The sequence below is a fragment of the uncultured Jatrophihabitans sp. genome, from assembly GCF_964244045.1.
Lineage (GTDB): Bacteria > Actinomycetota > Actinomycetes > Mycobacteriales > Jatrophihabitantaceae > Jatrophihabitans.
In genome coordinates this window covers 1-13,690 of record NZ_CAXTHK010000031.1, presented here as the reverse complement: position 1 = coordinate 13,690, position 13,690 = coordinate 1, and the positions used below count along the sequence as shown (strand labels likewise).

At 67.4% G+C, this 13,690-nt stretch carries 14 protein-coding genes and 2 pseudogenes; 7 read left to right on the top strand and 9 right to left on the bottom strand.

Going from position 1 to position 13,690, the window contains the following annotated elements; all coding sequences use genetic code 11:
• Positions 1–10: 10 nt before the first annotated feature.
• Both ACFFC4_RS18280 and ACFFC4_RS18275 read left to right on the top strand, forming a co-directional pair.
• The gene (locus ACFFC4_RS18280) at positions 11–589 is read left to right on the top strand and encodes a GNAT family N-acetyltransferase (RefSeq protein ID WP_375503507.1); all 579 of its coding nucleotides are present in this window, start codon (positions 11–13) and stop codon (positions 587–589) included.
• 99 nt (positions 590–688) lie between these two features.
• A complete protein-coding gene (locus ACFFC4_RS18275; protein WP_375503505.1) occupies positions 689–1,969 on the top strand; it encodes a wax ester/triacylglycerol synthase family O-acyltransferase in 1,281 nt (426 codons plus the stop codon).
• Between the two features lie 349 nt (positions 1,970–2,318).
• Here the strand turns inward: ACFFC4_RS18275 and ACFFC4_RS18270 are convergent, their stop codons facing one another.
• From ACFFC4_RS18270 to ACFFC4_RS18255, 4 genes are all read right to left on the bottom strand, one after another.
• Complete coding sequence (locus ACFFC4_RS18270; protein ID WP_375503503.1) at positions 2,319–2,597, bottom strand: hypothetical protein; 279 nt, start codon at positions 2,595–2,597, stop codon at positions 2,319–2,321.
• Positions 2,581–2,841 carry a hypothetical protein gene (locus ACFFC4_RS18265; RefSeq protein WP_375503501.1) on the bottom strand — a complete coding sequence of 87 codons (261 nt, stop codon included), beginning with the start codon at positions 2,839–2,841 and terminating at the stop codon, positions 2,581–2,583. Before ACFFC4_RS18265 ends, ACFFC4_RS18270 begins: the two co-directional genes overlap by 17 nt.
• Before the next feature lie 257 nt (positions 2,842–3,098).
• A complete protein-coding gene (locus tag ACFFC4_RS18260) occupies positions 3,099–3,356 on the bottom strand; it encodes an RNA polymerase sigma factor (protein ID WP_375503499.1) in 258 nt (85 codons plus the stop codon).
• Positions 3,353–4,417, bottom strand: coding sequence for a fatty acid desaturase family protein (locus ACFFC4_RS18255; RefSeq protein WP_375503497.1), 1,065 nt, complete (start codon positions 4,415–4,417; stop codon positions 3,353–3,355). Before ACFFC4_RS18255 ends, ACFFC4_RS18260 begins: the two co-directional genes overlap by 4 nt.
• 296 nt (positions 4,418–4,713) lie before the next feature.
• On the opposite strand from ACFFC4_RS18255, the gene ACFFC4_RS18250 reads away from it, so the two are divergent.
• A complete protein-coding gene (locus ACFFC4_RS18250) occupies positions 4,714–5,523 on the top strand; it encodes a GAF and ANTAR domain-containing protein (protein ID WP_375503495.1) in 810 nt (269 codons plus the stop codon).
• Positions 5,524–6,014: 491 nt separating this feature from the next.
• Here ACFFC4_RS18250 and ACFFC4_RS18245 read toward each other — a convergent pair.
• From ACFFC4_RS18245 to ACFFC4_RS18230, 4 genes and pseudogenes are all read right to left on the bottom strand, one after another.
• Positions 6,015–6,397, bottom strand: a pseudogene (locus tag ACFFC4_RS18245) (SDR family NAD(P)-dependent oxidoreductase); the annotation flags it as partial.
• A 264-nt stretch (positions 6,398–6,661) separates the two neighbouring features.
• On the bottom strand, positions 6,662–7,261 hold the full coding sequence (locus tag ACFFC4_RS18240; protein WP_375503493.1) for a DUF4334 domain-containing protein: 600 nt from the start codon (positions 7,259–7,261) through the stop codon (positions 6,662–6,664).
• Between the two features lie 213 nt (positions 7,262–7,474).
• Positions 7,475–7,894: a hypothetical protein gene (locus ACFFC4_RS18235; RefSeq protein WP_375503491.1), complete on the bottom strand. Its 420-nt coding sequence runs from the start codon at positions 7,892–7,894 to the stop codon at positions 7,475–7,477.
• 157 nt (positions 7,895–8,051) lie between these two features.
• A complete protein-coding gene (locus tag ACFFC4_RS18230; RefSeq protein WP_375503489.1) occupies positions 8,052–8,225 on the bottom strand; it encodes a hypothetical protein in 174 nt (57 codons plus the stop codon).
• Between the two features lie 275 nt (positions 8,226–8,500).
• Between ACFFC4_RS18230 and ACFFC4_RS18225 the strand changes: the two genes are divergently transcribed.
• Both ACFFC4_RS18225 and ACFFC4_RS18220 read left to right on the top strand, forming a co-directional pair.
• Complete coding sequence (locus ACFFC4_RS18225) at positions 8,501–9,508, top strand: Acg family FMN-binding oxidoreductase (RefSeq protein ID WP_375503487.1); 1,008 nt, start codon at positions 8,501–8,503, stop codon at positions 9,506–9,508.
• On the top strand, positions 9,505–10,614 hold the full coding sequence (locus ACFFC4_RS18220; protein ID WP_375503485.1) for an acetate/propionate family kinase: 1,110 nt from the start codon (positions 9,505–9,507) through the stop codon (positions 10,612–10,614). Before ACFFC4_RS18225 ends, ACFFC4_RS18220 begins: the two co-directional genes overlap by 4 nt.
• 18 nt (positions 10,615–10,632) lie before the next feature.
• On the opposite strand, the gene ACFFC4_RS18215 is transcribed toward ACFFC4_RS18220, so the two are convergent.
• Positions 10,633–11,121: a general stress protein gene (locus ACFFC4_RS18215; RefSeq protein WP_375503483.1), complete on the bottom strand. Its 489-nt coding sequence runs from the start codon at positions 11,119–11,121 to the stop codon at positions 10,633–10,635.
• A gap of 207 nt (positions 11,122–11,328) precedes the next feature.
• On the opposite strand from ACFFC4_RS18215, the gene ACFFC4_RS18210 reads away from it, so the two are divergent.
• Complete coding sequence (locus ACFFC4_RS18210) at positions 11,329–11,811, top strand: universal stress protein (protein ID WP_375503481.1); 483 nt, start codon at positions 11,329–11,331, stop codon at positions 11,809–11,811.
• Between the two features lie 360 nt (positions 11,812–12,171).
• Positions 12,172–13,690: pseudogene (locus tag ACFFC4_RS18205) on the top strand (phosphoketolase); the annotation flags it as partial.

Sequence of the window (13,690 nt, the reverse complement as noted above, 5' to 3'; positions counted from 1 at the left end):
GCGACCGGTCGTGCACATCCGCCTCGCCGACGGCCTGCGCACCGATCGCCTGACCCTACGACCATGGCGGACCGACGAGGGCACAGCGTTGCTCGACCTGCTAGGACGAGGCGACGTGAATCGTTACCTGTACACCGCGCCGCGGACAACGGGTGAACTCGACGGTCTCATCGGGCGGCGCGTCGGGCCGACCGACCTGCACGATGTCGGCGACGCCGTGTACCTCGCTGTCGAGCAGCGCGCCGATGAGGTCGTAGTCGGTGAGGTGCTGTTGATCCTGCGCAGTGTTCAGCACCGTGGCGCTGAGTTCGGGGCTGTCTTCCATCCTGCTCACCAGGGCCACGGCTTCGCGGCCGAGGCGGGCGTCGCCCTGCTCACGGAGGGTTTCGATCAGGGCTTGCACCGTATCTACGCCCGCTGCGACTCCCGCAACGCGCCCTCGATCGCCCTGATGGAGCGCCTCGGCATGCGCCGAGAGGGCTACCTGGTGCAGAACGAGTTCGTGAAGGGCCGCTGGACGGACGAGGTGCGTTGCGCAGTCCTGGCTGCCGAGTACGCAACGCGTGGCGAGTTACGTCTTCCAGGATAGCGACCCGGCGGCCTGTGGCAGGCTTGCGATTGCGCACGGTCTGCCGGTCGGCGTGAGTCCATGGCGGGAACCGACTATGACGAGAATCGGGAACCGACTGTGACGAGAATCCGCATGGCCGCGGTCGACGCGGCGTGGCTGCACATGGACCGTTCGGTCAACGAGCTGATCGTCAACGCCGTGCTGTGGTTCACCGAACCACTCGACGACGACGTCGTGCGCGAGGCGATCGAGAAGCGGCTCGTGGCCTCCCACCCCCGCTTCGCTCAACGAGTGGACGACCGCGGTACCGCCGCGTGGTGGGTCCCCGTTCCCGACTTCGACGCGATGGCGCAGGTGACGCGCGAGCAGCTGGCCGAACCCGGCGACCTTGCAGCCCTGACCCGGCACGTCAGTCGCATCGCCTCGACGCCGCTACCCCGCGACCGTCCGCTGTGGCGCGTGCACGTCGTCGACGGCTATCTCGGCGGCACCGCGCTGGTGGCCCGGATGCACCACTGCATCGCCGACGGTGTTGCGTTGTTCCGGGTACTCCTGTCGCTGTCGGACGAGGCGCAGGACGGCGGGCTCGGTGCACCGCAGCCGGCCCAGCACGTCGCGGCGCACACCCCGCTGCAGCGCGCTGGCTATCTCGCCGTCGGCGGAGCGAAAGCAGTGCGCTCGACGGTGGCGCTAGTCGGGCTGCCGCCCGACCGCCGGACCTCGTTACGCACTCAGCTCACGACGGCCAAGACGGTGCGCTGGTCGGCCCCGCTGCCGCTCGAGCAAGTCAAGGTCGCGGCCCGGGCGTCGGGCGCCACGATCAACGATGTCGTGCTTGCTGCGCTGAGCGCTGCACTGCGTCGACACCTCGCCGACCGCGACGGACCGGAGCGGGATGTCCGCGCGGTGCTGCCCGTGAACCTGCGCCCCCTCGACCGCGCCGAGGTCGAGCTGGGTAACCGCTTCGGGTTGGTCTTCCTGAAACTGCCGGTGACCACCGTCGACGCCGCCGAACGGATTGCCACCATTCGCCGCCGCACCGCAGCCCTGAAGCGTTCGGCCACCGCGCCGGTCGCGCTCGGCATCCTGAGGCTCGTCGGTTACGCGCCCCGGCGTGTCGTCGGCGTGGTCATCGACATCTTCTCGAGCAAGGGCAGCCTGGTCGTCACCAACGTCCCCGGACCGCGGCACGTACTGCACCTCGCCGGTCGCCAGGTGGCCGGCGTCATCGCCTGGCCGCCGCAGTCCGGCTCGCTCGGCGTGGGCGTTTCGATCATCAGCTACGCCGGCAGCGTGGTGCTCGGGGTCATGAGCGACGACCGAGCCCTACCGGACCCGGACGGCCTGCTCACCGATCTGTGCACCGAACTCGAAGCCCTCGGCGCGAATCTGCGGTGAGGACTGCGCATCAGGGTAAACGTAATTAGCCGCCAACCGACTTCGGAAGGCGTTCACTGCGTCCGGCTCCTACCCCCCGGTTAAGGAGCCGGACGCAGGTCAACGGGGACCCGAGGTCCCGGGGTGGTGTATGCCAGATGATCGAGTGCCGGCGGCCCCGCGTCCGTACTCCCGACCTCCGCGCGAGTCGGCATATCACCCTCATGCGCTCAGCCAGGGCCAGACCGGCGCGCGTCTGTCGTTCACATCCGTAGGCCGAATCGCTTGCCGGCCAGTGCTCCAAGAGTCGAACCCTCACAACGATACTACGTCTGGCCCTAACCGTCACCATATGTTCTGGTCGTCGCGTTTACCGCGGAATGCGGTGACTGCCGTCCAATACCTCATAGACCTGCGCCCGATCCCCGGCCGGGCTTGTCTCGATTCGCTGCGAGGGATACGCGCGTACGACGCCGTTCGCTCCGTCGAACTCGATGAAGGCCTGGTCTGCCAGTTCGGAACGTTTGCGCCATTGGCCGTCGAAGTGCGAGGCGATACCCGGGTTGTCGACGATGTCGTCGGCAGGCCGGATCACGACGAAGTCGGTCTGTGACGGCTCAGAGGTTGCCGGCTCAGAGTCCGAGGGCATGGACCACCGCCGGGGATGCTCCGACGATTGACAGGCGCAGATTGCGACCCGCCAGGACGTTCTTCCAGTCACGCAGCGCAAGCACTACGGAGGGTTCGAGCACCGTGACAGCCGTGACGTCGACGCAGGTATCGCCGGGTGAGATTGCCAGGACGAAATCTAACACTCGGGTGAGCTTCTGGACGCAGCATTCGCGCAGCTTGCCGGTGATCGCTACGCGGCGCTGCAAGGCGTCGAAGAGCACCGCCGATTCGGCGCAGGAAGTCTGACCACTAAGGGAAGGCGCCCAGGGCCACCAGGAGTCCGGTTCCAAGGCTGCGACGGCGGGTCGGGAGCGACCGGTCTGGTTTGGAACAGCGCAAAAACGGCGTGACACGTGCATGGTGACCTCGTAGCGAGTGATCACCGAAGTGCCCGGCGTGAGCGAGGCTCGACCGCCTAAAGGCGGGCCCGGACCGGCTGCTTCCCAACATCGGCGGTGTACCCGCCGGGGTGGCGCCGCTACCGCTTGCGGCCGCGGCGAGTCCAGGTCGATCGCTTGGGTGCATCACGCCCGACGCGGTGCAGGCGTTCGCCAAGGTCGAGCAGGCCTCTCGAGACTCGGCGCCCGACCTCGGACCGGGACAACCCCAGCTCGGTGGCGACCTCGGCCTGGGTGTGTCCGTGGAAATAGATCAGCGCCAGAGTTGCTCGATCGCCAGCGGCTAGCTGCAGCATGGCCCTCAGCGTCGCGTCGGAGTCGAGTTGCGCGGAACTCACGGCACCTCATCGCAGGGTCGCAGCGGCGCGCCCAGATCGTGCAGGTGACGCAACGCGGCCCGGTAGGAGCCGAGCAATGACGTCTCGGTGTACGTGATGTGGTGCGTCGCGCAATATTCGCGCACGAGGCGTTGCGCCCGGCACAGGGACGGACGCGGCATGCTCGGGAACAGGTGGTGTTCGGTCTGGTAGTTGAGCCCACCGAGCAGCCAGTCCAGGAACCGCCCGCCGCGAACGTTGCGGGAGGTCAACACCTGTCGGCGCAGGAAGTCGACATCTTCGTCCTGGCCGATGATGGGCATGCCTTTGTGGTTCGGCGCGAACGAGCAACCCATGTACAGACCGAAGGCAGCCTGATGCACGAGAATGAAGATCAGGGCTTTGACCGGCGACATGACCAGGAGCAGTCCGCCGATGTAGACGACCGCATGGGCCGAGAGCAGGATGATCTCGGTGCGCCGCGCACCACCCCGCCGGCTGCGCTCGCCACCGGGCAGTAGTGATCGAATGCTCGCTACGTGCAGGTTCCACCCCTCGAGGGTGAGCAGCGGGAAGAACAGCCATGCCTGATTGCGGACCACAGCGCGGCCGAGGCCGCCGGTCCGGCTCCCAACCTGGCCGGTGGTGAACGCCAGCACTCCGTCACCGATGTCCGGGTCCCGGTGCTCGGTGTTGGGATTGGCATGGTGTCGGTTGTGCTTGCCCACCCACCACCCATAACTCAGGCCGACCAGCAGATTGCCGCTCAGCTGCCCGAACAGGTCGTTGTAGCGACGCGTCGCGAAAATCTGCTGATGGCCGCCGTCGTGACCCATGAACGCGGCTTGGGTGAAGGCAATGCCGAGGCCGATGGCCGCCAGCAACTGCCACCAGGTGTCACCGAGCAACGCGACAAGCAGACAGGCGCCGAGGAACAGGACCCCCGTGCTGCCGACGAGTGCGGTGTAGGCCCAGGGACGACGGCCCAGCAGCCCAGCGGCGCGGATCTGCTTGCCCAGTTCGGCGTATTCGCTGCCTCGTGAGCTGGCGGCCTGCGGTGGGTCGGTGACGGTGGCCGTCATCGGTGGGCTGTTACTGGGTGCGCTGCGGTGACTAGGAGCATGGTGATCCGAAGGGACGATCACGGGAATTGCCCGGGCGGCGTAACCGACTGGTGAGCAGGGCCGGCGGAGTAGGCGGCTCTGGCCCCCGGACTGGCTGTGGACCAACTCGGCCGACTGTACCGGTTCCTTCGCGACAATGCCGACTAGCGGGGGCATACCGCGACCGAGCGGGCGCATACTCGAGGCGCCCCTGCGTGGATCTTCCGCGAGGTGTTCCGCCGGCACCGTGCACTCGACCTCGAGGGGTGGCTGTGATGAGTGACTACGACTCGCAGACGGGCCGCCTGGTACCGGCCGACCCCGCACGCGACTCCGCCGAACTGCACGCCGACCAGGACGATCTGCGCCAGGGCTTGACCGGACTGGCCGGCCTCGTCGCCGACTCGCGGGGTTTCGAAGAGCTGCTCGGCCAGATCGCGGTCTTCGCCAACCACGCCATCCCGAAGGTCGACGGTGTCGGCGTCTCGATGGTGGGCGTGCCCGGCGGCTCACGGTATGTACAGAGCAGGGAGGTGACGGCTGACTTCGTCCTCGAGATCGACCGCCTGCAGTACCAGGTGCTCGGCGAGGGCCCCTGCATCACCTGCATGCAGACGGGGCGGCCGGTGCTGAGCGGCTCGCTCGGCAGCGACGAGCGTTGGCCCCGCTTCGGCGGCCGGGTGGCCAGGCTCGGGGTGCACTCGTCGCTGTCCGTGCCGCTCATCGTGGACGACGACGTCATCGGAGCGGTCAACTGCTACGCCCATGTGCGAGACGCTTTCTCCGAACACGCCGTTGTGTTCGCCGGTCACTTCGTGGGACCCGCCAGCGTTGCCGTGCACAACGCGCGCCTGCTGACCGCGGCGCGGGCCAAGGCCGAGCAGTTGCAGACGGCCTTGCTCAGCCGCGCCGTCATCGATCAGGCGATCGGCATCATTCGCAGCCGGTCCGGCGGTACCGCGGAGGAGGCGACGGCGCGGCTCAAGCAGATCAGTCAGGCCGAGAACGTCAAGCTCGCCGTCGTCGCGCAGCGCCTGGTCGATGAAGCCGTGCGCCGCGCGCACGCCCGGCGCTCGACGACCTGATCGCCGCCACGCGGCGAAGCGGGTCAACTCGGGAGCGACTACCAGCTCGACGAAGAAGCCGTTCGGTCGCGAACGAAGCCGACGCGCGCGTGGCCGGCGCCACCACCCGACACCTCGCCGGGCGCCGCAACGATCGGTACACCCGCTGTGCGCAAGCTTGCCAGAGCCGCGTCCAGATCGGCCGTCTCACGGCCAGGTGCACGGTGCCGGGGTCGTGGAACTCGCCGCCCGGTGCGGCCGGCGTGCGATGCCGGTGACACCGACGACCGTGATCGTGGCGCCCCCCGGCTGTTCGGGCGCGAGATTGACGATCCGGATGCTGCCGCCAGGAGTTGCTGTAAGCGCGAGCAGCGGCGGGTCGTCGAGCTACCCGGAGTCCGTAACGACGTGCATTCCGAGCAGATCGCGGTAGAAAGCCAGCGATTCGTCGACGTCAAGGACGTGCAGGCCGACGTTCGGGATCCGCGTAACGATGCGGCATCCCAGCCACGTCAGGCGCCGACCATGTTGTAGCCGCCGTCGGCGACCATGTACCCGCCGGTCATGTGGGCGGCGTCGTCGCTGGCCAGGAAGAGTGCGGTGCCGGCGTTCGGCCGGACCGGGGATGCGTGCCATCGGGGTGAGGCTGCGCAGCTTGTCGGCCCGGCCGGTCTTCAGTCCTCGCGCGAGAGCGTCGCCTCGGTCTCGATGAAACCCGGAGCAAAAGACGTTGACCCGGACCGTCGGCGCCGAACGCCTGAGCGTAGGACTTCGTAGCGCCGAGGATGCCGTACTTGGCCGCCGCGTACTGCGGGGCCCGCGCGCTGCCACGCACGATGACCGTCGAGCTGATGTTGACGATGCTGCCGTGTCCCTGGTCCAGCATGCGGGATCTCCGTCGGCCACAGCACCGGCCTGCGCCTGGATCTCGCGCAATGTCGTCACCGTCTCGGTGAGGGCGCGGGCGACCGTCCGAACCTCACGCGGCCGCCGCGCCAAACTACGTCTGCGGCCAAGGCCCATACCTGCCCTATCGGGCCGATTCGGCAGAATCGGAGCCTTCGGCCTCAGCGGCGACGTGCACCGCTGCGTCGACACGGCCTTGCGCCGCCATCGTCATCGCCTCATACCCGATAGAGCGTTCGGGTCATGCGTCAGCTCATGTCGTCGTTGCGGAGTCACTCTCGAGCTCGAGCACGAAGAAGTAGGGCTGCGCCATCCCTCGAAGGTCCATCACGCCGAGCATCGTGGTGTCATCGACCCGGCGGAAATGGTCATTGATGGGAAGCGCGTCGTAGCTCATGGTGCCTGACACGACGCCGCGATACTCGATCATTCGCAACCGCGCCTTCGGCTTACCGGTCGTGCCCAGGCGGACGAGCGGACGACCGGCCCGCCTGATCGGAGCCTTCAGGAATTTCTGGCCATGCCTGGCCAGCAGACCCATCGGTGCGAATAACGGATTGCCGCTGAACAGCCCGTTCTTTCCTTCGAACACCAGTGGATGCGCCTCGTCCGCGCTGTCGTATCGCTTGCCGTGCCATCCGTAGGCCTCTAACAGCCCGTCCAGCTCGTGGCCGGTTCGCAATTCTGAACCCTTCCAACTGCCTAGCATCTCCTCGACGGTCACCGGGGGCAGGGAATCGAAGAACGTCAGGGCCGACTCGGTCGACGCTTCCCGCTGCAGCTCGCGCAGCCTGTGCAGCGGGGACCCGGACAGGCCGTCAGTCGAACCAAGATCTTGCTCGACGACGCTCATGCTCATCTCCTGTCGAACCGCTGGCGTTTCCACATGTTGGCGGGCTTGCGCCAAGCCGGCAAGACGTCAGGTCCCGGACCGGTACGGCCGACGTACAGCACTTTGGGCCCACGGGCACAGTGCTTGGCCGTCGACCCCGGTCCGACACTCTGCTTGCCGTCTACAGCTCGCTGTCCGCGGTAGCCGTCGTCCGACCTGGACTCGTCGAGCCGCTCAGTAGCTCACAGTTGCGAGGGCCGGCAGATTCGTGGTCGTAAGGGCCAGCTGTCGACGCCCTGCGCTGTTGCGCCGTGCGACCAGAGCAGCAACGAATGTCGCGCGCTCGACGGCGGTTCGCTCGCGGACCCTGATGTGGTCGGCCCGCACGCAGTGATTGATCCTTCTGGTGATGTCGCGACGTTGCCCGTCGAGCAGAGACCTGGTTTCGAACTCAACGTCGACCAACGTCGTGGTCCATAGCCCGGTCGCGCGGTCCGGCAAACGCTGGAACCACACGTCGGCGCGGCTATCCAGTACGGCTGGTGGGCACTGTCCCGAGCACGTATGGCCCAGCCACACCAGGGCCGTACCCAGCGTGAAGCTCGGCGAGCGGTTGATGTCCTCACCAGCAGGAAGCGCAGCATGAAGAGTCATGATGATCCAGCGTGTGGGCGGTCACCGGGAGGTTCGGTGCGAGCAGTGGCTCTCGCGGACGGCCAATGAGCTGCGGACCGCGATTCCGAACGGCTGAGGGTCTCAGTGCTGTGAACCCTACGCTCAATGAAGCAGCCGCCCGTTCACCGACGAGTGGTCAGCCGGTCCGGATGTCGCGACGATGCACGAAATCGCAACCGCCCGGATGACGTTCGGGAAGTCGGCACACGTGGCCGGTGTACAGGTGCGTCATGCCGCACAACCCCAGGGCTGCTAGCGACACGTCGATCTCGTTGTTGTGGACGTCAGGTCGGTCAGCGTTCTGGGGCATGTGACTCAAACCCCTTCGCCGTGGTCGGCCGGGCTGATTGTGTCGTTCACAGGCCAAGCCTGGGCGTGAGTGATCCGAGCGCACAGGGCAGTACGTCTGCGCGTGGCTGCACCGAAGTCCCACCGCACTAGGGTCCAAGGCCACGGGTGACTGTCTGCCGGGGGCGTAGCGTCGCGGGGGTCGGGAGTACTTCGAACGCCGGCGTCCACGCTGCCGTCGCTTCTGGCATCTCGCGAGACCGCAGACCCTGATCGGGTCTGGATCGGCGCGCATTCATGACCCTGTCTCAGCTACTCGGACCTACCGGATTCGTTCGCGCCGAGGCCTCGTCGATCGTGGCCTGCGCCTCCCGCGCTCCGTCGATCCATAACACCCAGCCGTGGCGGTGGACGTTCGACGGACACGTGCTGGACCTTCGGGCAGACCGAACGCGGCAACTGCACGTCGCCGATCGGGACGGGCACTCCCTGTTGATTTCCTGCGGCGCCGCCGCCGAACTCACCGCGCTTGCCCTACGCACACACGGGTGGACGTCCAATGTCTCCGTGTTGCCGGACGTCACTGATCCAGATCTGTTGGTGCGCTTCACCCTGACCGGACGCGACCAATCCGACCCTCAGGCTGCGGGAATGGTCACGGTTGCTGCCGGGCGTCGCAGCGAGCGACGGGCGTTCGGGCCCGGCCCCGTGGCGGTCGAGGTGATCGACCGCCTCCGAGAGGCTGCGCAGTTCGCAGGCGTCTACGCGCACTTCCCGTCGCGGGCGGAGGAGATGGTTGAGCTCGCCGTCGTTGTGTCGTCGGCCGACCGCTTCCAACGAGCCGATCCGCTATTCGCCGCGGAGGTGGCCTCCTGGCGCCGCGACGGCGCTGACGACGGAATCCCCGATTCGGTGATCCCCGAAGTGCCGGCACACAGTCCCCGGCACACGGATATGCCACTGCGCGACTTCGAGGCGGGCATTGCCGGCAGCCAACTCATCACCGCCGGCGCCGACGAAAAACCCCTGATCGCCGTCATCTTCACCGACACCGACACCAGCGCCGATCGTCTGAACGCCGGCCGGGCGATGATGCGACTCATGATCCAGGCCGAGCTCGACGGCATCGCGAGCTGTCCGCTGAGCCAGTCCGTCGACCTGTTGGCTTTTCGCACCCGGCTCCGGACCCTGATGTCGTGGAACGGGCACCCGCAGATGATGCTGCGGCTCGGCCATCGGCCGGCAGGGCACCCGGCTCCGCTCACTGCGCGTCGACCGGTGGACGACGTCCTCACCATGACGTGAACGATGCACGGTCCACCCGGGTCCTCACGGTCAACGCGGGTTCGTCGAGCGTGAAACTGCGTCTGCTCGATGGGGACGTCGTGGAGCGCAGCGCAGAACTACCGGCCGGTTCGAACGGGTTCGACGAAGCCGCCCTGGCGGCGACGCTGCGCGACTGGCCGGCCCCCGACGCCGCCGGGCATCGCGTCGTGCACGGCGGCACACTGTTCAGCGGACCGGTACTCGTGACCAGCCGCGTACGTGAGGAGCTCGGGGCGCTGACCGATCTCGCCCCGCTACATCAGCCCAAGTCTCTCGCTGCGCTCGATGCCGTCACCGAGCTGCTCCCCCACGTTCCCGCGGTCGCCAGCTTCGACACCGCATTCCATGCCACGATCCCGCCGGCCGCGTCCACCTACGCGGTGCCGGCCGAGTGGCGCACCCGCTGGGGGGTGCGCCGCTACGGTTTCCACGGCCTGTCGCATGCCTACGCGTCTCGACGGGCGGCCGAGCTGTCGGGACGGCCGCCGGACAATCTGCGCGTCGTGACCTGCCATCTTGGTGCCGGCGCGTCCTTGGCCGCAGTCGTCGATGGGCGCAGTGTCGACACCACGATGGGTTTCACGCCACTGGACGGTCTGGTCATGGCCACCCGGTCGGGCAGCATCGACCCCGGCCTCGTGCTCTGGCTCGAAGAACACGAACAGCTGTCACCGCGCGAGGTGGCAACTGCGCTCGAAGAGCAATCCGGGCTCACCGCACTTGCCAGTACCGGCGACATGCGGGTGATTCAGGCGTCAGCTGCTGCCGGCGACCCCGGCGCCGTGCTCGCCCTCGAGGTTTACCTGCACAGTCTCGTCGCGGGTGTCGCGACCATGACCGCTGCACTCGGCGGTTCGGACGCCCTGGTGTTCACCGGCGGGGTCGGTGAACGGTCAGCCGAGATCCGCGTTCGAGCGGCGGCGGGCTTGGCGTTCTTGGGTATCGCGGTGGACGAAGCCCGCAACGTCGGCCCCGCTGAGGATCGCGACATCAGCGCGAGCGGTGCGGCCGTCTCGACGTTCGTCGTAGCGGCACGCGAAGACCTGGCCCTTGCCCGGGAAGCGCGCAGTATCTGCACGATGTGACGCGCTGGCCGGGTCGGTTCAGAGCGCGGCAGCGGGCGCAGCTGACATCAGCGAGCGCGCGCGTGCGACCAGGTTGTGCTCAACGAGGACCTCGTACCTCGTCGCCACGATCTCGGTCCTGGACGAGAAGTCGCGGGTGCCTCGACGCGTGACGGTGGAGTAACCCAGCTGACTCCACAGCAGGCCGAAGGCGACGCCGAGCAGTGGCATGGTGAGTAGTACACCGGAGCCGCTCTTGTGGTCGATCACTGCGAAGGCAATGCCGATGAAGACGCCCAGCCACAGACCCGACAGCGCGCCGGCGATCGCGACTTTGCGACGCGTCACCCGCCCGGTGACTCGTTCGATGCTGCGCAGATCGGTTCCGACGATCTCCACGTGTTGGACCGGGAAGTCTTCGTCGGCAAGCAGATCTACCGTCTTCTGCGCACTGGGGTAATCGTCGTAGGTGGCCAGGGACATCGGGTACTCGAGCTCGATGCCCGTGCCTTCGCGCTGCATGGTCATGGTTCCATCCGACCCCCGCTTGTTCCACGCTGAATGGGCCCAAGGTCCTGTCAGGCTTGGGAATTGACGCAGCCAGTTCTGGGCGAAATCCCGGCCGCGCCGCGCGTAGGTTCGAAATACCGGGCTGTCGAGGGTGCGACCACAGCAGATCGCTTTCCGACCCCCCGAACAACCAGAGTCCTCACGGACCGGATCGGTTCTCGCGTCATGGGATCAACAAACACCGCGCTCGGCCGCCGCCGCATCGTTGTCGGGGTGGACGGCTCCAAGGCCTCCATCGAAGCCCTTCAATGGGCCCGGGTGATGGGCACGGCCTTCGACGCCGAGCTGGACGCGGTGCTGGCCTGGGAGTACCCGGCCAGCTACGGCATCTCGGGGTGGCTCGGGGAGTGGGATCCCTCCGCAGACGCGGCGTCGATGCTCGAACACACCCTGCAGCTGGCCTTCGGTGACGACCGGCCCGCCGGGATCACGACCACCGTGACCGAGGGCCACCCTGCCAACGTCCTGGTCGACGCCAGCGGCGGCGCCGAGTTACTGGTCGTAGGCAGCCGCGGGCACGGCGGCTTCGTCGGCCTGCTCATCGGAGCGACCAGCGCACACGTCGCCGAACACGCCCGGTGCACAGTCCTCGTAACCCACGACAGTCCCGACGTATTCAGCACCGCGGACGCATCCGTCGTGCGCTAGCCATGACGGTCACGCGGCACTGCCGACGGTGCCACCGATCGGCACCACCGCCATTGGTCCGGGCACCGCGTTGGCCGTGCTTGTGGACTGTGCGCTCATAGGCACCGTCGTCAGCTCCGGATCGGGCCTCGGCGTCGTGGTCAGCACAGGGCCCCGAACCGAATTCGGCGATCGCAGCCAGTCTCGACACCCACCAGCTCGACACCCACCAGCTCGACACCCAGTTCCAGCTCGGGCTGCGCAGCTTCTTGCTGCTGCACATCGTGCTCGACAAGCCGATCATGCGTCGACGAGTTGCCCGGTTCAGCACGCACGCACCTGCCGCACCTGTCCACTGACCGCCCGTCCCGAGGAGACCCTGTGCACCCCACCGACACCGTCGAGCCACGCACCTATCACCGCAGCGAGCTGGAACTGATCGATGCCTACTGGCGTGCGGCGAACTACCTGTCCATCGGCCAGATCTACCTGCTCGACAACCCGCTACTGCGCGAGCCGCTGCGCCCCGAACACGTCAAACCGCGACTGCTCGGCCACTGGGGCACCACGCCTGGGCTCAACCTGATGTACGCGCACCTGAACCGCGCTATCCGCGAGCGAGACCTGAACGCGCTGTACGTCACCGGTCCGGGCCATGGTGGACCTGGAGTCGTCGCCAACGCCTATCTGGATGGCACGTACACCGAGGTGTACTCCGGCATCAGCCAGGACGAGGACGGCATGCGGGCGTTGTTCCGTCAGTTCTCCTTCCCCGGCGGAATCCCCAGTCACGTCGCCCCCGAGACGCCGGGTTCGATCCACGAGGGCGGCGAACTCGGCTACTCCCTCGTGCACGCCTACGGAGCGGTGTTCGACAACCCCGACCTACTCGCGTTGTGCGTGATCGGCGACGGTGAGGCCGAGACCGGGCCGCTGGCCGCGAGCTGGCACTCGAACAAGTTCGTCAACCCAGTCACCGACGGTGCTGTGCTGCCAGTGCTGCACCTCAACGGCTACAAGATCGCCAATCCCACCGTCCTGGCTCGCATCCCCGAGTCGGAGCTCAGGGCACTCATGCGCGGTTACGGCTACGAACCCCATTTCGTCGGCGGGCCCGGCGCGGGCGGCAGCGACCCGTTCGCCGTGCACCTGAAGCTCGCCGAGACCCTCGATCGCGTCCTGGACGACATCGGCACCATTCAGCGGGACGCGCGCCGGGGAAACGGTATGACCAGGGCGGCCTGGCCGATGATCGTGCTACGTACTCCTAAAGGCTGGACCGGACCGAAGACGGTGGACGGGCTGCCCGTGGAAGGAACGTGGCGGGCCCATCAGGTGCCGCTGGCAGAGACACGGACGAACGACGAGCACCGAGCTCAGCTCGAACAGTGGATGCGCAGCTATCGGCCTGAGGAACTCTTCGACGCCACCGGCCGCCTCGTCCCCGAGCTCCAGGCCCTCGCTCCGGCCGGTGAGCGGCGAATGAGCGCCAATCCACACGCCAACGGAGGCCGGCTGCTACGTGACTTGGTCCTGCCGGACTTCCGCGACTACGCCGTCCCCGTCGAGTTGCCTGGCGTGACGAGCAGCGAGGCGACCCGCGTGCTCGGAACCTTCCTGCGTGACGTGATCGCCCACAATCCCGACCGCTTCAGATTGATGGGGCCGGACGAGACGGTGTCGAATCGGCTTGGCGGGGTCTTCGAACAGACCAACCGGGCGTGGGACGCGCAGACCCTGCCGGGCGACGACCATCTCGCGCCCGACGGCCGGGTCATGGAGGTGCTGTCCGAACACCTGTGCCAGGGCTGGCTCGAGGGCTACCTGCTCACCGGTCGGCACGGCCTGTTCAACTGCTACGAGGCGTTCATCCACATCGTCGACTCGATGTTCAACCAGC